13 protein-coding genes are annotated in these 24,503 nt (G+C 51.0%); 10 read left to right on the top strand and 3 right to left on the bottom strand.

Translation table 11 applies throughout. The annotated features are described in order from the left end of the window. Positions 1-46: 46 nt before the first annotated feature. Together CWM47_RS18445 and CWM47_RS18440 are read right to left on the bottom strand one after the other, a co-directional pair. Positions 47-3,283: a WD40/YVTN/BNR-like repeat-containing protein gene (locus CWM47_RS18445; RefSeq protein ID WP_100989698.1), complete on the bottom strand. Its 3,237-nt coding sequence runs from the start codon at positions 3,281-3,283 to the stop codon at positions 47-49. Positions 3,284-3,366: 83 nt separating this feature from the next. Further along, entirely contained in the window at positions 3,367-5,778 is a 2,412-nt protein-coding gene (locus CWM47_RS18440; RefSeq protein WP_240625948.1) for a TonB-dependent receptor, read from the bottom strand. Positions 5,779-6,212: 434 nt separating this feature from the next. On the opposite strand from CWM47_RS18440, the gene CWM47_RS18435 reads away from it, so the two are divergent. The 9 genes from CWM47_RS18435 (at position 6,213) to CWM47_RS18395 (ending at position 20,901) form a co-directional block, all read left to right on the top strand. Beyond that, positions 6,213-9,266 carry a VPS10 domain-containing protein gene (locus CWM47_RS18435; protein ID WP_100989697.1) on the top strand — a complete coding sequence of 1,018 codons (3,054 nt, stop codon included), beginning with the start codon at positions 6,213-6,215 and terminating at the stop codon, positions 9,264-9,266. A gap of 235 nt (positions 9,267-9,501) precedes the next feature. Continuing rightward, positions 9,502-10,041, top strand: a complete 540-nt coding sequence (locus CWM47_RS18430) for a hypothetical protein (RefSeq protein ID WP_100989696.1) — start codon at positions 9,502-9,504, stop codon at positions 10,039-10,041. A gap of 126 nt (positions 10,042-10,167) precedes the next feature. Further along, on the top strand, positions 10,168-12,510 hold the full coding sequence (locus tag CWM47_RS18425) for a TonB-dependent receptor (RefSeq protein WP_100989695.1): 2,343 nt from the start codon (positions 10,168-10,170) through the stop codon (positions 12,508-12,510). A gap of 70 nt (positions 12,511-12,580) precedes the next feature. After that, positions 12,581-13,450: a heme/hemin ABC transporter substrate-binding protein gene (locus CWM47_RS18420; protein ID WP_100989694.1), complete on the top strand. Its 870-nt coding sequence runs from the start codon at positions 12,581-12,583 to the stop codon at positions 13,448-13,450. Between the two features lie 58 nt (positions 13,451-13,508). Then, positions 13,509-14,576, top strand: coding sequence for a FecCD family ABC transporter permease (locus tag CWM47_RS18415; protein WP_100989693.1), 1,068 nt, complete (start codon positions 13,509-13,511; stop codon positions 14,574-14,576). Beyond that, on the top strand, positions 14,569-15,348 hold the full coding sequence (locus CWM47_RS18410; RefSeq protein ID WP_100989692.1) for a heme ABC transporter ATP-binding protein: 780 nt from the start codon (positions 14,569-14,571) through the stop codon (positions 15,346-15,348). The genes CWM47_RS18415 and CWM47_RS18410 overlap by 8 nt, the downstream gene beginning before the upstream one ends. Before the next feature lie 44 nt (positions 15,349-15,392). Beyond that, positions 15,393-18,647, top strand: a complete 3,255-nt coding sequence (locus CWM47_RS18405) for a WD40/YVTN/BNR-like repeat-containing protein (protein ID WP_100989691.1) — start codon at positions 15,393-15,395, stop codon at positions 18,645-18,647. Positions 18,648-18,867: 220 nt separating this feature from the next. Continuing rightward, on the top strand, positions 18,868-19,860 hold the full coding sequence (locus CWM47_RS18400) for an aldo/keto reductase (protein ID WP_100989690.1): 993 nt from the start codon (positions 18,868-18,870) through the stop codon (positions 19,858-19,860). 99 nt (positions 19,861-19,959) lie between these two features. Further along, positions 19,960-20,901 (top strand): helix-turn-helix domain-containing protein, encoded by a 942-nt coding sequence (locus tag CWM47_RS18395; protein WP_100989689.1) that lies wholly within the window; start codon positions 19,960-19,962, stop codon positions 20,899-20,901. A gap of 54 nt (positions 20,902-20,955) precedes the next feature. Here CWM47_RS18395 and CWM47_RS18390 read toward each other — a convergent pair whose 3' ends face one another. After that, positions 20,956-21,954, bottom strand: a complete 999-nt coding sequence (locus CWM47_RS18390) for a helix-turn-helix transcriptional regulator (RefSeq protein WP_100989688.1) — start codon at positions 21,952-21,954, stop codon at positions 20,956-20,958. A gap of 96 nt (positions 21,955-22,050) precedes the next feature. Here CWM47_RS18390 and CWM47_RS18385 point away from each other — a divergent pair, with 96 nt between their 5' ends. Next, positions 22,051-24,480, top strand: a complete 2,430-nt coding sequence (locus CWM47_RS18385) for a TonB-dependent receptor (RefSeq protein WP_100989687.1) — start codon at positions 22,051-22,053, stop codon at positions 24,478-24,480. Positions 24,481-24,503: the final 23 nt, after the last annotated feature.

The raw sequence follows: 24,503 nt of genomic DNA, 5'->3' as shown, positions 1-24,503 counted from the left end.
TATGATTAAAAACCTATAAGGTCTTCAAGACCTTATAGGTTTAGACTTAATTTATAATGATTGCCGGAATCTGCTGTTCCGTCACCACCCGGTTAAATGTCGGGATTTGGGTATTGACAACCTCCTTCAATTTCGAAATTGCACTGTCGATTTGCTTCGACAGGTCGTCATAAGCCGCATAGGACGATTTCGTTGGCTTAGCGTCGGCAGATGAAACGGCCGAAGCAACGCCGGCTATCTTGTCGTTCAGGCGAATCGGATAGGCCAGCGCATCCTGAGGGGCTTTCGATTTCGGCTGCATCAACGTGGATTCAATCTTGTCCAGTTCTTCCAGAATGGGTTTGGCCGCATTTTTGAATTTCTCGGCAGCTTTTGGCTCTTTTACATTGTTGGTATAGCCATTGATCTGGGTTCGGATCTGGCGAAGCTGGTTAATTGCTTTATGTGTTTCCGAGAGCTTATTATTGATCTTTTGCATCAGGTCAAATTGCTCCTGGTATTCGGCCACCGTTATAGAAAGTCGAGGATCTTTCCTGATTTCTATGGGCTGCTCGGCAATCAATGAATCGCCCACGAGTAAACGTACTTTATAATTTCCGGGTATAACTTTAGCGCCGGTTCCACGCCCTGTCCACATAACGTTTGTTCCCTCAACGGCTGTTGCATCGGGGTAACGCATATCCCACAGAAAGACATTCATACCGGGCTGTGCCGTCATTTTACCGGGTTGAAAAGCCATATCGTCCTGATAAAACTCGGGCAATACCTTAAACGGCTGTCCCTTTTTGTCTTTGATGTTCGAGTAGGTAATGATCGTATCCCCTGCGGTCGTCATGTACACCAGTTTCAACTCTTTCGTCGGTTTGCTTTTCAGATAGTAGCGGGTGATAACGCCGTTCGGGGCGTTTTCGCCTTCGTCTGTTTGTGCAGCGCGACCCCGACGTGGATTCCCGGCTCCGCCCTCCATTCGATAGGCATGGCGGGGTTTGAAGAGATGCATGGCCGCAACTGCCTTGCCCCCTTGTTTCGTATCCATGAGTTCGTGGAGTGGCGTGATGTCGTCCATGATCCAGAATGAAAGACCATGCGTAGCGATCACCAGATCCTTTTCGCGCTTATGAATCTGCAAATCCCGAACGGGGGTAACCGGAAGATTCAGGCTCAGTTTTTCCCAGGAGTTGCCATCGGTAAAGGAAACATAAACACCGCGCTCTGTACCTGCATACAATAACCCTGGCTTGTTGGGGTCTTCACGTACAACATGGCAGTGTTCATCAGCCGGAATCCCCGTCGTGATGCTGATCCATGTTTTGCCATAATCGGTTGTTTTAAAGAGATACGGCTTCCGGTCGCCCGACATATACCGTTTGGCAGCCAGATAAGCTTTCCCCGTCGTATGATCGGACGGATGCACCATGCTCATAATGGCCAGTTCGGGTAACATCGACGCTGGCGGGGTAATATTCTGCCAGGTTTTAGCTCCATCGCGGCTGATGTGCATCAGGCCATCGTCGGAGCCAGCCCAGAATACGTTCTTTTCGAGCGGTGATTCGGCAAAGGTGAAGATCGTCGGGAAGGTTTCAGCCCCGGTGTTGTCTTTCGTAATCGGACCGCCGGTATCGCCCTGCGTTTTAGGATCGTTTCGGGTCAAATCGGGACTGATATCCTGCCACGAATGACCGTAGTCTGTGCTCCGATGCAGGTACTGCGAGGTGATGTACAGCGTTTTGGGGTCGTGTGGCGAGAAAACGATTGGATAGGTCCACTGAAAGCGGTATTTCCGGGCCGATGAAGGTGAGCCCATGAAATATTCGGGATAAACATTGATTACCTGATTCTGGTCCGTCTTTTTGTCATAGCGCGTGATCAGCCCGTCGTAACTACCGCCATAGGTTACGTCCGGATTGTTTGGTTCGGGTGTGATGTACCCCGATTCTCCCCCCGAAACCGGGTACCATGCCGATTTGCCGATGGAGTACTCCGTGGTGCGGCTGGCGATCCGAATGGAAGAGTTATCCTGCTGAGCACCATACAGGTTGTATGGAAAATCATTATCGACCGCCACATGGTAAAACTGACTGGTTGGCATGTCGACATCCGAGAAGGTAGCTCCACCGTTGTAGGTTACCTCAGCCCCGCCATCATCAGCAATGATGTAGTTCATGGGGTTTTTAGGATTCCACCAGATATCGTGGGTATCGCCGTGATGGACGCCAATGTTCTGGAATGTTTTGCCGCCATCGTATGATTTCATGGGGTTGACGTTCAGCACGATCAGTCCATTTTCGTCCTGCGGATCAGCCCCCATCATCATGTAATACCACGGCCGCTGCCATAGATTTTTATCTTCATTGATAAGTTGCCAGGAGTCGCCGGCGTCGTCGGAGCGGTACAGGCCTCCTTTGGCATTTTCGACCATAGCATACAGTCGGTTCGAGTTAGCGGGCGATACAACAATGCCTATTTTCCCCAAAAGACCTTTTGGCATACCGGGTTTGTTGCTCAGGCTCGTCCAGGTGTCGCCCCCATCGGTCGACTTAAATAAACCGCTGCCAGAACCGCCACTGCTCATCTTGTAGCTATTGCGGTAAGCCTGCCACATCGACGCGTAAATGACCGATGGATTGTTTGGGTCAATTTTTACCGTGGCGGCACCCGTGCTGTCATTTTTTATCAAAATGGCTTTCCAGTTCTTACCGCCGTCGGTGGTCCGAAACACCCCCCGCTCTTTATTTGGCGCAAACGGATTTCCAAGCGCGGCCACATAAACGATATCCGGGTTCGTTGGGTGAATCTCAACATTCCCAATGGCATCGGCCATCTTGAGGCCCATGTGTTTCCAGGTTTTCCCCGCATCAGTCGATTTATAGACGCCATCGCCATTAGCGATGTTGCTTCGGATATCGGCTTCGCCCATGCCCACATAAACAATATTCGGGTCAGACGGAGCAACCGCAACAGCGCCAACGGAGCTTGATTTAAAGGTGGTATCCGATACCATTACCCAATTCCCTCCCCCATCGGTCGTTTTCCAGACACCTCCGCCGGTAGTCCCAAAGTAGTAGGTCAGCGGCTGACTGGGATGACCGGAAACACCCAGCGCCCGACCGGCCCGAAATGGCCCAATGTTTCGCCACCGCAATGCATTGAACAAACTGTCAGAAGCCACCGCAGGCGTGGACTTCGCGGTTGACTTTACTTTCCGTTGCGCATATACGTGTGCAGGCAGCAGGCATAAAACCAGCAAAGCAACTATACAATTACCAAATCGTCTATTCACCATGAACTATTCTGTTAGTTTGCGATAATACAAAATAATGCATCGCAATGCATAAAAAGACATTAAATAGTTCGATTAGCAACATTTCATAGCGTCCCTCGCAGGCTGAGTACCAGATTTTGACCCGGCGCACTGATTCCCGACGCAAAAACCCGGTAGTTGCGATCCAGTATATTTTCCAGCGATGCCTGCACCTGTACATAGCGATTCACCTGGTAGCTGGCTCGAACATTTATCGTTTGCCAGGCAGGCATACCCTGTGGTGTGGCGTAAACGATATTATCCTCCCCGGACAGATTATAGTCTTTCAGCCGTTTCCATCCGTTAAACAATACATTGGCTTCGGCCCTGAACTGCCTGATCGTTAACCGAAGGCCACCCTTTCCGTAAACGGGTGGAATATGGTCGAGGGGGTAAGCGGTTGTATCCGTCAAAATGCGCCCTTTTGTGTACGTAACAGTGCCAAATAGGGTCAGCGTTTGGGTAAGGTCTGCGGTTATCTGCGCACTGGCCCCGTAAAGCCTTGCCTGCTGCGCATTACGCTGCGTAACAATCCGGCTCGTCTGACCATTATAAACGAGTTGGCTTTGTCCATTCAAGGTGCCCGGCCGGGTAGTGATCGCGTTGTTATATACGGTATAAAAAGCATCTACCTCCAGCGATACCCGTTCGGCCAGCCGCTTTTGACTGCTGGCGTCGAGAGTGTACGTCCGTTCGGGTTTGAGATTGGGGTTTGGAACAATGAGCGTGCCCACCACCGATTCGAACACTTTGGCCAGATCATCCACATTTGGCACCCGATAGCCCGACGAAAGCGAAGAGGCCAGACGCCACGCACCCGGCAAACGAGTTACCCAACCGAGACTACCCGTCAATGCACCGGCCTGTTGGGTAATATCGTCGAAGGGGAACGGAAAAAATGTTTTATCATTGAATTTAGCATACAACCGGTTGTACGCATAACGGCCACCGTAGGTTAGCGTTGAGCGATCACTGACATTCACCGTTCCCGACATATAGCCCGCCAGCGACTGGGTATTGGCTCCGCCATCGGGGTAGCGGGTATCCAGCGGATCAACTTTACCGGTGAAGATATTTTCTCGATAGGCCGTCGACCGAACGGTATTATAGGTCGCTTCCAGTCCGTAACGCAGCGTGTGGGTATCAGCCAGTTTCTTTTTTAAATCAGCATTCATTGTCCAGACGCCTACCTGTTCGGTACGATGTTGCAACCCATAATTACTAAACCGACGATTATGGCGACTTTCTTCAATGGATTGGTAAGCGGCAATGAATGTCAATTCATCCGCTATGCCCGACGTAAACTGCTTTGTCAGACCATAGGAAGCCAGCAACCGTTGCTGAGGGCCGTAATACCATTGAGCATGGCTGAGATTCCCTTTGGCGTCAACTTCGGTGAGCCGGTCATACCGGGGAATATCGCTGCTGGTTGAAAACTGAACATTCAGCAGATGCCGGGTGCGGTCGGTTGGCTGAAACAATACCTTTTGCAACAAGTCGATTTGCTTATAGCCAGAGGATACTTGAATCGAAGGGTCGGTATTGACGAGTTTGACGTCGACGTTGTTCTCATGTCCAGCATAAAAAGGGCGTAGTCCCAACTGCCCCATGTCGACGCTCCGCTGTTTGCCCTGCCGCAAATCGCCGAAGTCAGATGCGGTCAGGCTGGTCGTAAAGGCCCATTTTTGGAAACCAACATTCCAGTCGGCATGAGCCGTTTTTTCCTGCATCGCACTGCTGTAGCGAACAAATCCATTTGCATTCACCGCCGTTTTGGCCGACCCACTCAGCCTGGGTGCCAGTGTCTGAACATAGATGACACCACCCAACGCATCGCTGCCATAGACTACAGAACCCGGCCCCAGGGCTACTTCAACCCGTTCTAAAGCAGCATTGTCGACGGTCAGGATATTCTGCAAATGTCCCCCTCGAAATATGGCATTGTTCATCCGGACACCATCGACCACGATCAGCACTTTATTGGCTTCAAACCCCCGAAGAATGGGGCTTCCACCACCGAGCTGGCTTTTCTGAACCAGTACCTGACCACTTTGCTGTAATACCTCGGCCATAGTCGGCTGATTGAGAAACCGCAGTTCATTTCGCGTAATCACCCGGATGGATTGAGCCAGACGCGATACGGGTTCGGCTGTACGGTTGGCAGCTACCACCACCTCATTCAGTTCCAGTTGTTTCTCCGCCAGCAGTACCATGAAGTTCAGCGAACGCAATTGGGCCACAGTGTACTCAACCGTTTGGTAACCGACTCGCCGGAACACCAGCCGGTCAGTATCAGACGACGTTGACGAATTCGACTTGCCCGCACGATCTGTAAAATGAGTCGAAGCGGCATCGGAAGATGACCTGATTTCTACATTTTCAATCGGTTGCAAGGATCCTTTATCCCGAACAGTGATGGATTGAGCCGAAGCAAGAAAAGAGGTTAGACAAAGAAGCGAGCAGAGAAGTTGTTTCATGCGAACTGAATAGAAAAAAGGCGGCCAATTTGTACAGTCTGTAGGCACTTCCAGCGCTAACAGACAATTTTTGCAACCTATCTGCGTGAAAGAATTTACTTATTAACAAGTAGAATTTTAATAATTTTTTAATATCACAAAGCTAAAAACGCGTTTCACAATCGCTCCAAAAACTTGTGCTGATTTAGTATTTATTTTGCCGCGAAGTCTCAAAAGAAAATAAACAGGCAATAACCAGAAATTCGTTTACCTTAAAATTTGCCCTGATTTCGAAATGCAGAATATATTCTTAGCGTCTTTATTGTGAATTAGAATAGGACTTTCCTAAGTTTGTCTGATTCACAATCGGTTGCCCCAAACCCGCCCGATGTGTATGGTTTGGTTCTCCTTAACATACCAGCAAATCAACGGATTTTCATAAAAACTCTCTCCTGATGAAGTGTTTTGTCTTTATATGCTTTGCAGTCGTTTGCAGTACAATCGTCAACAATCAACTTTTGGCGCAAGCCGATACAGCGATCAATCCCGTTTTTAAAGGGATGGCCTGGCGAAATATCGGCCCAACTCGGGGAGGTCGGTCACTGGGAGCCGCCGGATCGCCTAGCCGTAAACTGGAGTATTACTTTGGGGCTGTAGGCGGAGGGCTCTGGAAAACGACGGATGGGGGTCAAAGCTGGTCGCCGGTTACAGACGGGCAGTTGAACAGTTCGTCTGTTGGCGCCGTTGCGGTTGCGGAAACCAACCCCGATATCGTGTACATTGGAACCGGAGAAACGCAGCTTCGAGGTAATATTATGCAGGGTGATGGCGTCTACAAAACGACCAATGCCGGAAAAACCTGGACAAACATTGGCCTGAAAAATACGCAGGCTATTGCCCGGGTTCGTGTCCACCCCACAAACCCGGATATTGTCTATGTGGCCGCCCTTGGTCACCCTTATGGTCCAAATGAGGAACGCGGTATTTTCCGAACGACGGATGGGGGGAAGAGTTGGAAAAAAGTACTGTATAAAGGGGATAAAGCCGGTGGGGTCGACATTATCATAGACCGTAAGAACCCAAACGTACTGTATGCATCCATCTGGCAGGTATACCGGACGCCCTGGAAAATGTGGGGTGGTGGAGGTGCTTCCGGCTTGTTTAAATCGACCGACGGGGGCGATACCTGGACCGAGCTGACCCGTAAGCCGGGAATGCCCAAGGGCACTGTTGGTAAAATTGGTGTAACGGTTTCGCCCGTAGACAACAATCGGGTATGGGCCATTGTCGAAGCGGAAGATGGGGGCGTTTATCGCTCCGATGATGCCGGTATGACCTGGAAACAGGTTAATGATGAACGGAAGCTACGGCAGCGGGCTTTTTACTACTCCCGTATTTACGCTGATCCGCTCGACAAAAATGGGGTCTATTGCCTGAACGTCGGCTTTTACAAATCGTCGGATGGCGGAGTAAAATTCGATAAAACGATCACCGTTCCTCACGGTGATAATCACGACCTGTGGATTGACCCGGCCGACTCGACCCGCATGATCACGGCCAACGATGGTGGTGGTGCGGTATCGGTCAACAGTGGCAAAACCTGGACGGATGAAAACTTCCCGACCGCGCAGCTCTATCATATTACGGCAACGAATGATTTTCCCTATCACATTGCCGGTGCCCAGCAGGACAATTCGACCGTGGCCGTGGCCAGTGAAGGATGGACAAATAAGTTAGTGAAAGGTAATAGTATCAAAAAAGGTGAATGGGGCTACGATGTGGGTGGTGGCGAAAGTGGCTACATTGCTCAGGACCCAAAGAATCCCGACATCTTTTACGCCGGTAGTCAGGGTGCCCTGTTAACACGCTACGACCGGTCGACAGGCCAAACCCGCGATGTACAGATATACCCGCGTTTCTTCTCCGGCGAACCCGCCAGTGCCCTTCCGGAACGCTGGCAGTGGACCTATCCGATCGTATTCTCGCCAAAAGACCCAAACCGGCTGTATGCCTGTTCGCAACACGTCTGGGTATCCAGTAATGAAGGCCAGAGCTGGGAAAAAATTAGCCCGGACCTGACTTATGCCGACACAGCAACGCTTGGAAAAAGTGGCGGGGTCATCACGATGGACATGAACGGCCCCGAAATCTACGCGACCGTGTTTGCCCTGGCCCCCTCCTTCCATGACGTTAACACAATCTGGGCGGGTTCTGACGATGGCTTGATCCACATCACCCGCGATCACGGCAAAAGCTGGCAGAAAATTACTCCGCCCGATATGCCAAAGAACACGCGGGTGAGTCTCATCGAGGCCTCACGGCACAAGCCAGGTACCGCCTATGTAGCCGCGAAACGGTATCAGATGGACGACAGAACACCTTATCTCTGGAAAACAGATGACTACGGAAAAACCTGGAAAAAGATCATTACCGGCTTGCACGCCGATGATTTTGCCCACTCGATTCGGGAAGACATTACGCGGCCCGGCCTGCTCTACGCCGGTATGGAGCACGGTGTCTGGGTATCGTTCAATGATGGTGGAACCTGGCAGCCGCTGCAATTAAAACTGCCTAATACGCAAATTTCGGACATCCAGGTTACGGAGAAAGATGTTGTGATTGGCACACACGGCCGGTCGATTTACGTGCTGGACGATATTGCGCCCATTCGGGAGTTCACGCCCGATCTGGCAAAAAAACCGGTGCATTTATTCAAGCCGTACTATGCCGTTCGGCGGGTGCAGCCCGCTGTTTTTCAATACTATCTGGCGAAAAAGGCCGATAGTGTCAAGGTCGAAATTCTGGACGCGGCCGGAACGGTTATCCAGTCGTTCACCGGCAACAAGCCAACAAATCCCAAAATGGGTGAGGATGACGACGATGATGAACCAGGCAAGCCTAAGGTAAAGCTACCCACAACAGCGGCCGGGCTGAATCGGTATGAATGGGATCTTCGCTACCCGGGGGCGACCTATTTCAAAGGCATGATTATGTGGGGAGCGCGGCCAACATCGGGACCGCTGGCCTTGCCCGGCCAGTATCAGGTACGGCTTACGGTTGGTGCTGAATCGTTTACCCAACCCTTTGAGATCAGACTTGACCCACGCCTGAAAGGCGTAACTGCTGCCGATGTGCAGGAGCAGTTCAACATGGCGATGAAACTGCGGGACGAGACCAGCAAAGCCAACGACGCCGTCGTTCAGATTCGGACACTGAAGGAAAAACTAACGAAACAACCCGACAGTTCGGCCAATCAGAAACTGAAAGAGCAGTTGAGCATTATCGAGGAGAATCTGTACCAGATCCGCAACCAGAGTGGACAGGACCCGCTTAACTTCCCGATCAAGCTGAACAACCGGCTGGCCGCCCTGTGGCGCAGTATAGAAAGCGGTGATAATAAACCAACAAGCGGCTCTTACAAGGTATATGAAGAGTTATCGGGCGAGCTAACCAAACAACTCACAGCGTTGGACAAAGTCATCAAATCAAACAAGGCCGTTGGAATGTGATTTTATCGTCAACGGCCAAACGGTTGAGGTTGGCCCGTTACTCTAAGAAGCTGTTTAAACTTTCATAAGTGATTTGGTAATAAGTGATTTTTGTCATCCCGAGGAACGAGGGATCTTCGGTAGTAGGCTTTTTTGATGCTACCGAAGATCCCTCGTTCCTCGGGATGACAAAAATCACCTAATGCTATCTAAGAAATAAAAGTTTGAACAGGTTTTAAATTGCCCCATCAGTTCCATGCGCTTTAGTCGTATTTATAGTGCCCGTATCCTTCTGGCGACAGTAACTCTGGCGTTGTTTAGCCTGTATGGCTATTACTACGCCCGTGAATGGATGGCCAAATGGGCATTTGCGCACCAGTCCTATTTTTCTGCCGATGAACTCGTTTTGATCACCGTTGCCAAAGCTGACCTGACTACCGAAAACGCTTACCTGCTCAACGAGGGCGAATATGAGTGGCAGGGAGACATGGTCGATGTGCTGCACCGTGAAATTCGATCTGATTCGGTCTACGTGTATGGCTTCCGCGACGAAGCCGAAACAACGCTAAGGCATGAAGCCGCATGGCTCTATAAACGCCCGGCCCGGAATGACCCCTTTTCTGATACCGCAGCAAAACGGGTAAAATGGTTTTGCCCGTTTATTCTTCCCGGTTCGGCAGGTATGGACCCGTTGGTTCGACCTGTTTTGCCCGCAGCGGTGCCTTTCTTTTCGTATACGTCGCCCCGAATCCAGCTCCCGCAACTGGACATTCCGTCGCCACCGCCCAATCTGTAGAGACGCCTGGCTGCGTCTGCTATCACATCAGCAAGTTTCAGTAGCAAAACCATTTATCTGAGGAGACGCAAATATGCGTCTCCTCAGGTGGTATGTCCTTCATTTTACAAATCAACAACCTGCTTCATGAAAGCAACTTATATACGAACGATCAGCCTCCTGCTGATGCTTAGTTTTTTGAGTATCAGCCTATATGCACAACTGGCGATAACCGGCCGCGTTGTCGATCCAACGAATGCTCAACCCATTGCCGGAGCTTCGGTACTAATCAATGGCACGCAGCGGGGTACAACAGCCAATGATAAAGGTGAATTCAGTCTACCGGCCAATGAAGGCGATCAACTTCTATTTTCGGCAATTGGCTATCAAACCCTGACTGTTGGCGTTAAAGCAACGACGCGCAGCCTGACGGTTGAACTGGACCCCTCCAATACGGACCTGAACGAAGTGATCGTATCGGGCTATTCAACGCCCCAGACGATTCAGCGGACAGCGGGAGCCGTTGGCCTGATTACCAGTCGCGATATTCAGCGAACCAACGGGCTTCACCTTCAGAATTACGTTAACCTGATTCCCGGTGTGAAGGTCGAAATGCGAACGATAGCCGCCGGAAACCGGATCGTTATTCGCGGATATGGCAATCAGACGAACTTCAATGGCGTCGGCTACAAGGCTTACCTGAATGATATTCCCCTTACGGATGGCGACGGAACTACCTTTCTGGATGATATTGATTTTACAACCCTCAGCCGGGTTGAGGTGCTAAAAGGGCCAGCATCCAGCGCCTACGGCAACGCCATTGGTGGCGTGGTTAATCTGTATACCGAACGGGCTCCTATTGGTAAAACGAGCATCAGCCAGCAGGTTTTGGCCGGATCGTATGGCCTGTTCCGAACGAATACATCGATCAAGACCGGTTCAGACAACACCAGCCTGAACATCAACTATGGCCACCAGAAATACGATGGTTTCCGGGTGCATGGCGGGTCAACAAAAGATTTCCTGAGTATCACCAGCGATACCTATATGAGTGCGAAACGGTCGATGTCGATCTTTGTTGGCTACACGAATTCGTATGATCTGCTGGCGGGGGAAATAGACAGCGTAGCGATACGGGAACAACCCGAAAGTTCTGACCCTGCCTACGTTAGCAACAATGCCAGCATCAAGACAGAAAGCGCCCGGGCGGGAATCAGCCACAGTTATCAGTTCACAGACCGGTTCGCCAATAAAACCACTATTTTCGTGGGTGGACAGGTCATTGATCAGCCCTTTGCGGCCGGGGTAAATAAGGCCAACAAGTTAAAATTTGGCGGGCGATCCGTATTTACCTATAGCAATGATGCCAGTCCTCTCCGACCAACATTCAGCCTTGGGGGCGAGTTTTTAAAGAACTTTAACTACACAAAAAGCTATGGCCTTTCGGGTGGGGTTCTTGGCGCACTTCGCTCCGATCTGGAGGTACAGGCGATGCAATACAGCGTGTTTGCCCAGGCCGCTTTGCAACTGGCGCCAAAACTGACCCTGTCGGCAGGGGCAGGACTCAATTATGTCGAATATGGCATTACCGATATGCGGGCGGCTACAACAACGCCCCTGTACGTCAACCTGACTGGCTATAAACGGTTCAAGCCCATACTAGCTCCACGGGCAGCACTGGCCTATCAGGTTACCGACAACGTTTCGCTCTACGCCAGTGTCAGTGAGGGGTATTCGACACCGGGGACCAACCAGGTCGTTGTCGCGCAAACGGGCGTCGTAAACTACAACCTTCGACCGGAGTCAGGAACGAGTTATGAGGTTGGCAGCAAAGGGAGTTTCCTGAATAAAACGCTCACCTACGAAATCGCCTATTTCAACATGACCGTGACGGACAAGCTCGTTCCGCAGGGTTTTGCCGCCACCCCGACAATACCCGCCTATTCGATAACGACCAACGCCGGGAAAGTTCAGCATAACGGATTGGAACTGGCCCTTCAATACGCCTATCGCCCAGGTGCCGGAGTCGTGTCATTGATTCGTCCGTTTGCGTCCTACACATACAGCGACTTCTATTACAAGGATTACAAAAGCGATAATAACAGTGATGGCAAAACAGTCGATTACACAGGCAGGAAAGAATCCGGTATTGCACCAAACATGCTGAATGCCGGTGTGGATGTTGAAGTCCGGGCCGGTTTTTACCTGAACAGCACCCTGATGTATGTCGACAAGATGCCCATCAACCTACCGAACAACCACTTTGCGCCAGCCTACACGCTCGTGAATGGAAAGCTGGGGTATCGCAGTGCGCTGGGGAATCACGTTAATCTGGACGTGTATGTGGGTTCAGACAATATGTTGAGCAGTACGTATTCATCGCTGGTTTTCCTTAACCTTGCTAACCCGGCCAACAACCGCCCACTGGCCTACAATCCCTCGCCGAAGATTACGGTCTATTCGGGGGCTATGCTGAAGTATATTTTTTAAGCTACTATTCATCTAATCTGACCCTGTGAGGTTTTCAGAAAACCTTACAGGGTTGCAGTCAACTTCATTCATGAAAATTTTCCGATTTCTTTTACTGATTACGCTGTTCAGTGCAGGGCTGCTAGCCTGCACGTCTACCCAAAAAGACCAAACGGAAGCCACGGGTAAACAGCGAATCGTCTGCGTTGCCAAACAACTCACCGAGCTGATTTTTGCGCTGGGTGCAGGCGATCAGCTGGTCGGCGTTGATCTGTCGAGTACCTATCCGCCAGCCGCCCAGAAAATCACCAAAGTCGGTTATCACCGGCTGTTAAATGCGGAGGGTATTATTGCGCTAAAGCCTACCGTTGTATTTCACGATGGCAATGTGGCCCCGGAAGCGGTTATGCAGCAACTGGAAAAAGTCGGCGTTCCCATGAAAGTATTCAAAGACGCCCATACCCTTCCCGAAGTCAAGGCGCTGTTTGATACAGTAGCCGCTCAGTTTAGCGCTCAAAAACAGGCCGATAGTCTGAAAACGAAGCTGGATGCCGATCTGGCAAAAGCGGCCGAAAGTGTGAAGCAATACAAAACCACGCCTAAAGTAGCCATCATCCATTTCGGTCGGGTCATCAATAATTACCTGGTGATCGGCAAAGCGGGAACGGCCTCCTACATGCTCGAAATGGCGGGTGGCAGGAACGTAATGGACACGCTGAAAGGCATGAAACCTCTCAGCCCGGAAATCATCAGCAAAGCCCAGCCGGATATTATTCTGGTAACCGATTTTGGCTACGACCGGCTGGGTAGTGCCGAGAAATTAGCCACGCTCCCCGGCATCGCCCTGACCCCTGCGGGCAAGAACAAGAAAATTTACCGCATTGAAGAGCACGACCTGATCTACCTCGGCCCCCGAACCGGCGAGAACGTGCAATTGCTCATGAAGCTGATTCATCAGTAAACCACGCCCTATCCACTCACTACACTCACTACACTCACTACACCCATACACCGACCCTATGAAGCCACCTTCACTATCCCCAGGCCAATGGTATAGCCTTTTAGCCGTGCTCCTGCTGGTTACCATCATTGCCGCCCTGCGGATTGGTGCCGTCGACTTGACATTCGCTGACATCACCCACATTCTGATGAATGGCGTAGGGCTGTCCAATACGAATGTCGATCCGGTTTCGCAGGGGCTTTTTCTGCAAATCAGGTTGCCGCGCGTCTTACTTTGTGCTACGGTCGGGGCTGGGTTGTCGGTGTCGGGGGTGTTGATGCAGGCGCTGTTTCGTAATCCCATTGTTGAGCCGGGGCTGGTAGGTACCAGTTCCGGCGCGGCATTGGGCGCGGCACTTGTCTTTGTCCTCGGCAAGAATATCAACTGGGCATTTACCGATGCACTTGGCCTGTTTCTGCTCCCCTGCGTGGCCTTCATTTTTGCCTTTGCCGCTACCTTGCTCGTCTACCGGATTGCGTCTATAAGTGGTAAAGTGAACGTAGCCACGATGATTCTGGCGGGTATCGCCATCAATGCGCTGGCGGCTGGTGGAACGGGCTTTCTCTCGTACATTGCCCGCGACCCGCAGGCCCGTTCCATCACATTCTGGAACCTGGGAACGTTTTCCGGTGCCGACTGGACGCAGTTCGCTATTGTCTTTCCCGTTACGATGATCGGCATTCTGCTGGCCCTTCGTTTTACCAAAGCGCTGAATATCCTGATTTTAGGCGAAGATGAAGTGCGGCATCTGGGCTACAACATCGACCGACTCAAGATCCAGGTACTCCTGTTAAATACGCTGCTGGTAGCCGTCGGCACGGCGATGGTGGGCGTGATTTCATTCGTTGGGCTGGTGGTGCCGCACCTGCTTCGACTACTGAAAACCTCGGACAATCGCTTCCTGGTTATTGCCTCGGCCCTACTGGGCAGCTCGTTACTAACGTTGGCCGACACGATTGCCCGCCGGCTGGTGGCGCCCGCCGAGTTCCCTATTGGTGTAATTACGGCATTTGTTGGTGCTCCCGTATTCATCTGGTTGCTGGTTCGGAATGCCCGGTCATTTCAGAAAGGAGGTTTCTATGCTTAGAGCCGAAAACCTGTCGTTTCAAATTGGAGGTAACCGTCTGATCGATGATGTGTCGCTGACTTTGCTTCCGGGCGAATTCACGATGATGTTAGGGCCGAATGGAGCCGGGAAAAGTACGCTGCTCAAACTACTGACCGGCACCGAAACACCCCAGCAGGGGCAGGTCTGGTATGGCAATAACCTACTGACATCCATTCCATTAGCGACGCAGGCCCGGCAGAAAGCAGTCCTCTCCCAATTACTGTCGTTGCCGTTCGATCTGCGTGTTGAAGAGGTGGTCATGATGGGCCGTTACCCGTATTTCGACCTGAACCCGACTAGCCAAGATAAACAGATTGCTGACGAATGTCTTGATGCGGTGGGTATGTTCTCGTTCAAAACACGTGGCTTTGCGTCGCTCTCGGGTGGCGAAAAACAGAAAGTGCATCTGGCGCGGGTACTGGCTCAGCTTCATCGCCAGCCAGACGATACCTCCTTAAAATATCTTTTCCTTGATGAGCCCATTTCAGCGCTGGACATTCACTACCAGCACCAGATTCTGAGCCTGGTGCGCAAGCTGGCTTCGCAGAATATGATCGTGTTCGTTATTGTACACGACATCAATCTGGCCTTACAATACGCCGATAAAGTAATCCTGATCGACCGGGCACGCATCTACGGTATCGGAACTGCCGAGGAGGTACTTACCGAAGCCGCCATCGAAGCGGTGTTCAAGATGAAGCCCTGGTTCATAACGCATCCTGAAACGGGTAGGCGGGTGATGATCTGCTGATTTCGCCCTATCTTGGTTGACGATAATTCTGCCAATCAGCCGCCATGCAAAAGATTCTATTTTTCCTCCTTTCCATCACATTCACAAGCCCGTTGCTGGCTCAAAAGCCGAAAGCAGCAAAGAAAGCCACAACTGCTGTAGCTGTAGCAGATTCCGGCCTCACAAATGACCCGTATTTCAAGCCCGTCAAGTGGCGGAATATCGGGCCCTTCCGGGGTGGCCGTTCGGTGGCCGGGTCGGGCGTGACCAGCGATCCGCAACTCTATTATATGGGTACTGTTGGTGGGGGCGTCTGGAAAACGGAGGATGCAGGCATGACCTGGAAGAATGTTTCTGATGGGCAGATGAAAACCTCGTCGGTAGGGGCAATCGGCATTTGCGAGTCTGATCCGGCTGTTGTTTATGTCGGCATGGGCGAGCACGCTCCCCGTGGGGTCATGACCTCCTATGGAAATGGGGTGTATAAATCGACCGACGCGGGTAAAACCTGGCAGCACCTTGGCCTCGACCTCACCCGTCATATTGCTGCCGTTCGGGTCCATCCGCAAAATCCCGATGTGGCATTCGTGGCTGCGCAGGGGGCTTTGCACGGATCATCGGCGGAACGGGGTATTTACAAAACTTTAGACGGGGGTAAAACCTGGAAAAAGGTGCTGTTCGTCGATTCAACTACGGGCTGCAATGACCTGAGTATGGACATGACCAATCCACGTATTCTCTATGCGTCGATGTGGGATTACCGACGGCTGCCCTGGCAGGTGCAAAGTGGCGGTAAAGGCAGCGGCCTTTATAAATCGACGGACGCGGGTGAAACCTGGACGAAGCTGGAAAAGGGATTACCGAAAGAGCTGGGTAAAATGGGCATTTCGGTATCCAAAGCAAATCCGAACCGGGTCTATGCCGTTATCGAGTCGGACACAAAAGCTGAAAAAGGGGGCGTTTTCTTATCCGAGGATGCGGGCAAAAGCTGGAATCGGGTCAGTAAAGATCACCGCACCATACAACGGGCATGGTATTACATCGAAATTTTTGCCGATCCGGTCGACGAAAATACGGTATATGTTCTCAACACATCGGTGCTTAAATCCATTGATGGGGGCAAGACCTTCAGCACAATACCGGGTTCTCATGGCGACAACCACCACCTGTGGATCAATCCTAAAAACAACAAGAACCTGTTTCTCAGTAACGACGGAGGAAGTGCGGTTTCGTTCAATGGCGGCAAATCGTGGTCGTCGGAGAACAACCAGCCCACGGCACAATTTTACCGGGTCAATGCCGACAATCGATTCCCGTACAATGTCTATGGTGGCCAGCAGGACAACACATCTGTAATGATTGCCAGTCGAACCACGGCTGGTAGCGGCATAACCGACAAAGACTGGTTCGCATCGGCGGGTGGCGAAAGTGCGTTTCTGGCGTTCAATCCCGACGACCCACGCTACGTACTGGGCGGCAGTTATCAGGGCACTATCGAAGTACTCGACCAGCAAACCCACGAAGGCAAACCCATCATGGTATCGCCCATTCAGTACCAGGCATTGCAGGCCAAAACAATGAAATACCGCTTTAACTGGAATGCGCCTATTATCTGGTCGAAACACGAACCCAATGCCTTTTACCATGCGGGGAATAAGCTCTTTAAGACGACCGATCTGGGTAAAAGCTGGACAACGGTTTCGCCCGATCTGACACGCCACGACTCCACCAAACTTGGGTGGGGTGGTGCGCCCTACACCAACGAAGGTGCCGGTGGTGAAAACTACGCAACCATTACCTACGTGCTGGAATCACCATCCGAAAAAGGCACTCTCTGGACCGGCAGCGACGACGGGCTGGTTCAGCTCACCCGCGATGGCGGCAAGACCTGGACTAACGTAACGCCCGCTGGTCTGGAAGAGACTCTGATCAATTGCATCGAGGTATCGCCCCATGATAAAGCAACCGCCTACATTGCTACAACCCGTTATAAAGTCAACGACTTCGCCCCTGCCATCTACAAAACGACTGACTATGGCAAAACCTGGACGAAAATAATCAAGGGCATTCCTTACGGGGCCTTTACGCGAACAGTTCGGGAAGACCCCGAACGCAAAGGATTGCTGTATGCCGGTACAGAAACCGGGATGTATATATCCTACAATGACGGAGCAACGTGGCGTCCCTGGCAACTCAACCTGCCCGTCAGTCCCGTTACCGACCTGAAAGTTCATCAGGGCGATTTAATTGCGGCAACGGCGGGTCGGTCATTCTGGATTCTGGACGATCTGGGCCCGGTTCGGCAATACAACGAGAAACTGAGTAAAGACAGCCTGTTTGTCTATAAACCCGAAGATGCCTACCGCGTGTCGGGGGGAAGTGCGCTGGATAAAGTTGTTGAAGAAGAAGATGATGAAGACGCAGGAAGCAGCCCCGGCCGCACTGGCTTTGCGGGCACCAACCCGTCTACGGGCGTCGTCATGTACTATCAATTACCGGCCAAAGTTGATACCAGTGCTACCCTGACAATGGAAATCAAAACGGATCAGGGAGCCACCGTTCGCACATTCAGCAGCAAGAAAGACAAGAAATTTGTTCAGTTTCCCGGTGGGCCATCGCCAGAGCCAACGCTAACCGTACGACCGGGCCTGAATCGGTTTGTGTGGGACATGCGGGCCGAGACATTACCTGCTATCGAAAACGTATTCATTGAGGGCAATTACAGTGGCCGCAAGCTCGCTCCCGGACGATATCAGGCCAGGGTAAAATCAGGAAAACAGGAGAAACAGGTAGCATTCAATATTCTGCCCGATCCGCGAATCAACACGCCAGCGACCGAATATGAGCAGCAGCAGAAAACGCTCATGGGTATTGAAGAGGGCGTGAAGGAAATTCATCTGGGCGTTAATCGGATGCGTAAAGCGCAGAAACAAATCAACGATCTGGTCGATCTTATCGACGACAAACCCAACCTCAAAGCCGTAGCCGATTCGGGCCGCGCCCTGGCAAAAAAGATCAAGCTTTGGGAAGAAAAAGTTATACAGCCGAAGTCTAAATCAAACGACGATGTTATTAATTTCGAGAACAAATTAAGTGCCGACTACATCTTCCTGAAAGGTGAACTTGATGTAAACACGCCAACTGTTACAGATGGCCAGCAAGAGCGTCTATCCGAATTGAACGCGATCTGGCAACCCCTGAAAACAGACATGAACATGCTGATTCAAACGGATATTAGCCGGTTCAATACCCAGTGTCGTCAGGCACAGCTCGATAAAATTACGCTTCCCGATGTCGGACTTTCAACGCCGAAGCAGTGATGGTTCATTAACCATTGCACCAGCCGAAAGTCTGTTACTAGAAGATAACCAAAATCCGTTGAGCGAGGCAGGATTCTGTTCAAGGGCAGCAAACGCAGCCTGTTACTAATCGACAGGCTGCCGCTTCGTTTTGTGTTGCAGAAACTCCGATTCGTTTAGCGGCCGGGGAGCCCCTTAGCCTGACCTTTGTCTTGCAAAACAGGCTAACTAACAGCACAATATGGACAGGTTAAAAAAAGTAGAACTGGGTAGCCAGGGGTTGAATGTATCGGTTGAGGGATTGGGATGTATGGGAATGACCGATTTTCCCGGCGGCACCGTTTACGGAACACCCGACGAAACAGAAAGCATTGCCACCATTCACCGGGCGCTCGAACTCGGTGTGACGATGCTCGATACGGCCGACCTTTACGGGCCATTTACCAACGAGCAAATGGTTGGCAAAGCGATTGCTGGTATGCGTGATCAGGTTACGATTGCGTCCAAGTTCGGGTTCGAGATTAACGATGCGGGCACGATTACCTTCGCCTACAACGGACAGCCCGCTTACGTTCGTAAATCAATTGAGCGATCGTTGACGAACCTCAAAACGGATTACATCGATCTCTATTATCTACACCGGTTAGACCCGAATACGCCCATCGAAGATACGGTTGGGGCTATGGCCGACCTGGTCAAAGAAGGCAAGGTTCGGTATCTGGGCTTGTCGGAAGTGTCTCCCGATATCATTCGGCGGGCGCACGCTGTGCATCCCATTACGGCCATCGAGAGTGAGTATTCGCTCTTCGATCGGGGGGTGGAAATAACGGGCGTACTGGAAACGACACGGGAGCTGGGCATCGGCTTTGTAGGCTACTCGCCTTTAGGTCGGGGCTTTCTGTCGGGGGCCATCAAATCGCCAGACGATTTTGAGCCTACCGATTCGCGCCGTATGTTTCCCCGCTATCAGGGCGACAATTTTTACAAGAATCTGGAGTTAGTACAAAAACTCAAAACGATGGCTGAAGCCAAAGGGGTTACGGCCTCGCAACTGGCTTTGGCCTGGGTACTTGCGCAGGGCGTAGTTGCCATACCCGGCACAAAACGCCGGACCTATTTAGACGCGAACGTGGCAGCCGCCAATATCCTGCTAAGCCCCTCGGAGCTTGCTGCTCTCGATTCGATTCTGCCCGTGGGCAGCGTAGCAGGAGATGCCTATCCGGTTTTTAGCTAACCAAGTAACACACGGGCCAGCCTGTCAGTTTAATTCGAACGAGTTAATCAACAATCCGGCCTGTGTGTTAATACATCGGTTTACTGTAGTCAAAAAAGCATGCCGAAAGACATTCAGACGCTGCACACCGTTACGGAGTACACCCGATTTTACGGTCTCCCCGCACCAGCGCACCCATTGCTTACCCTTATTGACCTGGGAGCGGCCAATCGCCAGGCCCTGGCGAATACCGGGCATTTCGTGAACAAGCCGATTGTGCCCCAGCTATATACCGTTTTTTTGAAGCGAAATCTGAAAGGATTGCTTTATTACGGCCATCGGCCCTACGACTTCAGTGAGGGTGTCATGGGATTTTCGACCCCCGGCCAGGTATTCTTCGTCGATGAATCGCTGGATACAAGCCAGGTAACAGGGTGGATGCTGGTCTTTCACCCGGACTTGCTGAGGAAACACCCGTTGGGCAAAAAAATCGGCAACTACGGCTTTTTCGCCTATGCTGTCCATGAAGCCCTCCACCTGTCGGACATGGAGGAAACGGTACTCGACCGGTTACTCGATAACCTGCGGGCAGAATGTGAACGGCCTATAGATGCCTTCAGCCAGGACGTATTTGCCGGGCAGATCGATCTGCTGTTAACCTACGCCGACCGCTTTTATAACCGGCAGTTTGTTACCCGGAGTGCCGTTGAACACGACCGCGACGACAGTTCGTTGTTGAGCCGGTTCGAGACTGAATTAACGGGCTACTTCGCACAGGATGCGGAACTCCCTTTACCATCGGTACAATTTTTCGCCGATGCGCTTAACGTGTCACCGGCCTACCTGAGCGATATGCTACGGATACTAACGGGTCAAAACACCCAGCAGCATATCCACCAGGCCTTAATTGAAAAGGCGAAACGGCTCCTGCTTACAACCTCCCTGTCGATCAATGAAACGGCTTTTCAGCTTGGCTTCGAGTACCCGCAATACTTTAGCCGACTCTTCAAACAGAAGACTGGCCAGACACCGGTGGCGTTTCGCTCTTCGGCACATTCATGAATCAGGCAGATTGCCATCTTCGGTGACCGAGCAGCTTTCAACCCAATCCATACACTAGCCAGATTGGTCTGCACGAATGGCACTTGGAAGCATGCCGAAGTAATGCTTGAACGCCACGGTAAAGTGAGCTGGATTTTTATAGCCTACCCAATATGAAATCTCACTGATGGTTTTCTCCCCCTCCAGCAAAAAACGCTTTGCTTCCTCCATCCGCCGTTGAGTTATATAGCCCAGAATGGTCGTTCCAAACTGCTGTTTGAACCCTCTTTTTAAATTAAATTCATTCAGGCCAACAAGTTTGGCTAACTCAACAATCGTTGGAGAGCCGGGATAGCTACTGTCCAGCACTTCGCGCGCTTCCTGTATTTTACGGATATCCTCTTTTTTCGACGAGAAGCCAACGAGTTTGGTACCCTGCATTTGCTCCAGTTGGAGCATGAGGAGTTCCAACAGTTTGGATTCGAGGAATAAACGTTTCAACGTGCCCGTTCGCTGGCTGGCACGCATATCCCGTATCAGCCAGTCCATAGCTGGTGTAATGCAGAGGTTTTCGACGTTAAGGTAGGCGGCTTTATGCTGGGCAAACCTGGTAACAAGCCCACAATGCAGGTCACTGTCAATGGGTACCAAACGAAAGTAAACGGATTTGGGAATCAGGATTTTAGTATAATCCAATGGCTGCGTAGACATACCATACTCATACACGCTTTTCGACGGGGGCAGGTAACTGATATTATGCTGACCAGTAGAAAAATGCTGGCGGGTCAACCTCCCGGCCAACTGAACCTGACTATCACCCTTCAAGGCAAAGTCAAGCTGAATACTGTCTTCTTCTACTTTCTTGATCAACTGCACGGGTTGGGTGAGCTGAAAACTACAGTGGGATATAAGAAAATTACCCGTTGAAATCTGGGTGTCGGTGATACAACCCATGAGGTCATGCTGAATCCTGACTTGCCGCTCCAGAAAGGATTCCGTTTGCCTGTCATTCCCAGTCAATTCTTCCCGGCGCAACAATATATCAGAATCTTTAAATTTTATAAATATTTCCATATAAGCCCGATTTCAATAGGAATGCTCCCGATTACGCTACCTACCCTAGCCATTCAAGCCACAAATTTGCATCAAATTAGAATTAATCTAAATAAAATGAAGGATATATATTTTATCTCTATCTGGTGGTTAAGCCTTTTTATGTTGCTCACCAGTGGAAAGACGCTGGCTCAAACACAGGGTGTGATTAGCGGTACTGTAAAAACCAGCGATGGTAATTCCGCTTCATTCGTTAATGTCAATTTGAAGGAAGTCCGGAAAGGAACTGTTACAGCCGAAGACGGGACCTACCTGTTGAAAGGAATTAACCCCGGCACCTACACGCTCCAGGTTACGTTTGTGGGTCTCCAGACTCAGGAGAAGACCATTACGGTGCAAGCCGGTCAGACGACCCAAACTGATTTTGCCCTTGCAGAAAGCACGGCCCAGATCAATGAAGTGGAGGTAATCGGAAATAATAAAGCCGTTACTCTGGGCAAGGCTTCGATTGCTCCGCTAGACCTCCCCCAAATGACGGGTGTGGTGAGCAGCGTGATCATTACAAATCAGCAGGCTTCCCGCCTGGGCGATGTTCTCAAAAACGTAAGTGGTGTGTCACTCACCCAGCAACGGGGTGGTGTTGCCGAAACGTTTTCGGCGCGGGGTTACAGCATCGGCATTGCGGGTGCAGGCGGTAGTATCTTCAAAAACGGGGTTGTTTCCAACACAATGGGCTTTCCCGAAGCCAGTACGCTGGAGTCGGTTGAAGTGCTGAAAGGCAGTTCGGCCCTGTTGTATGGCAACGTGTCGGGTGGTCTGATTATCAACATGGTTACGAAGAAACCAAAGTTTGAACGCGGGGGCGAAGTGTCGATGCGGGTTGGCAGCTACGGCCTCATTAAACCCATTGTTGACTTATATGGTCCACTGGCAAAAAATCTGGCGTTTCGGGTTGTCGGTACCTATGAGAAGGCGAATAGCTACCGCGATGTTGTCAAAACAAACCGGGTTTACGTCAATCCGTCCCTGCTCTATAAATTGGGTCAGAAAACCACCATTCTGCTTCAGGGCGATTATTTGAAATCAAATTTCACCCCCGATAACGGCATTGGTTCGCTGAATCTAAACCAGGATGCCATTATTCCCGATGTTCCCCGGTCGCGGTTTATCAACACGCCCTGGGCTTATAATAACGTAAAACAGACGTCATTATCGACAAACATTGACCATGCGTTTAACAACAACTGGAAACTAACCGCCATTGCCTCAGTGCAGGGAACCGACGTAAGTGCCTATGGTTCCGGAGTTCCCAATAATACCGTGTCGGCCACAGGCGACTGGACCCGGACGCTTAGCCGGACCATGACCAGCGAGGCCGATTACACAGGACAGGTAAATCTTAATGGGCGCTTCACCACCGGCGCTATCGGGCATCAGCTTCTGGTAGGCAGTGATTTGGTTGGTATCGTAAGCAAGAGTACAGCGTTCACAGTCAATTACGGAGCCGGTAAAACGAACTACGATATCATCAACATCTTGAACCCAAGCCTCTACGAAGCCCGTACCGACATTCCCGATGCCAACGCAATCACCCGGACTATGTCGCCTTCCAAACGGCTGGGTTTCTACGCACAGGATTTGATCAGCCTTTCGAATAAAATTAAAATTCTGGCGGGTGTCCGGTGGTCGCAGCAGAAAACAGTGCAGACAACCATTCTGAATTTGCGGACCCAGGTCGAAACACGGGGCGCGGCCGAGACCAAAACAGACGCGGCTTTATCGCCTAAAGTGGCGTTGATGTATCAACCAACGAAAAACACGTCGTTTTTCGGTAGTTACTCGAACAACTTCACCATCAACACAGGTGTCGATATTTACGGGCAAATTTTAAAGCCATCCATTGTCGATCAGTTTGAAGTGGGCGTAAAAAACGAATTGTTTAACGGTCGAATTATGGCCAACGTTGGTGTATATCACATTGTGAACAGCAATTTTGCCCAGATGGCACCGCTTAAGGCCGATGGCACAGCCAACGCCGATGCCAACGTGAAGGAGTTCACGGGGCAGACGACCAGTGACGGTCTGGAAGTCGATTTGACAGGAAATCTGTCCAGGAATTTCTTCTTCATCACCGGCTATGGCTACAATTACATGCGGTACACGAAAACATCGCTGGTCAAAGGATCGCCCATTGAAGGCGAACGATTGACCAACAATCCGGCTCACACGGCCAATGCGACTATTTTCTATACGTTTGATCTGCCTCAACTGCGCGGGTTGAAACTTGGGGCATCGGCCTTTTACACAGGTGCCCGCTACGGTGGAAACAACAATACCTATGCGCAAACGCCAGCCTTTAGCCGCCTGATTCCGTTGACGGGCTTCACAACCTTCGACTTGTCGGCTGGCTACACGTACCGGAAGATTTCGATCTTGGCCAAATTATCGAATATCACCAACACGTTGAATTACCTGATTCACGACCGGTATAGCATCATGCCAATTCCACCCCGGCAGTTTGTCACGACCTTATCCTATCGGTTTTAATAAAAAGGGATAGACCGCAGATC

It is taken from the genome of Spirosoma pollinicola (assembly GCF_002831565.1).
In the GTDB taxonomy this organism is placed as follows: Bacteria; Bacteroidota; Bacteroidia; order Cytophagales; family Spirosomataceae; genus Spirosoma; species Spirosoma pollinicola.
This window is presented reverse-complemented; position numbering and strand designations above follow the sequence as displayed.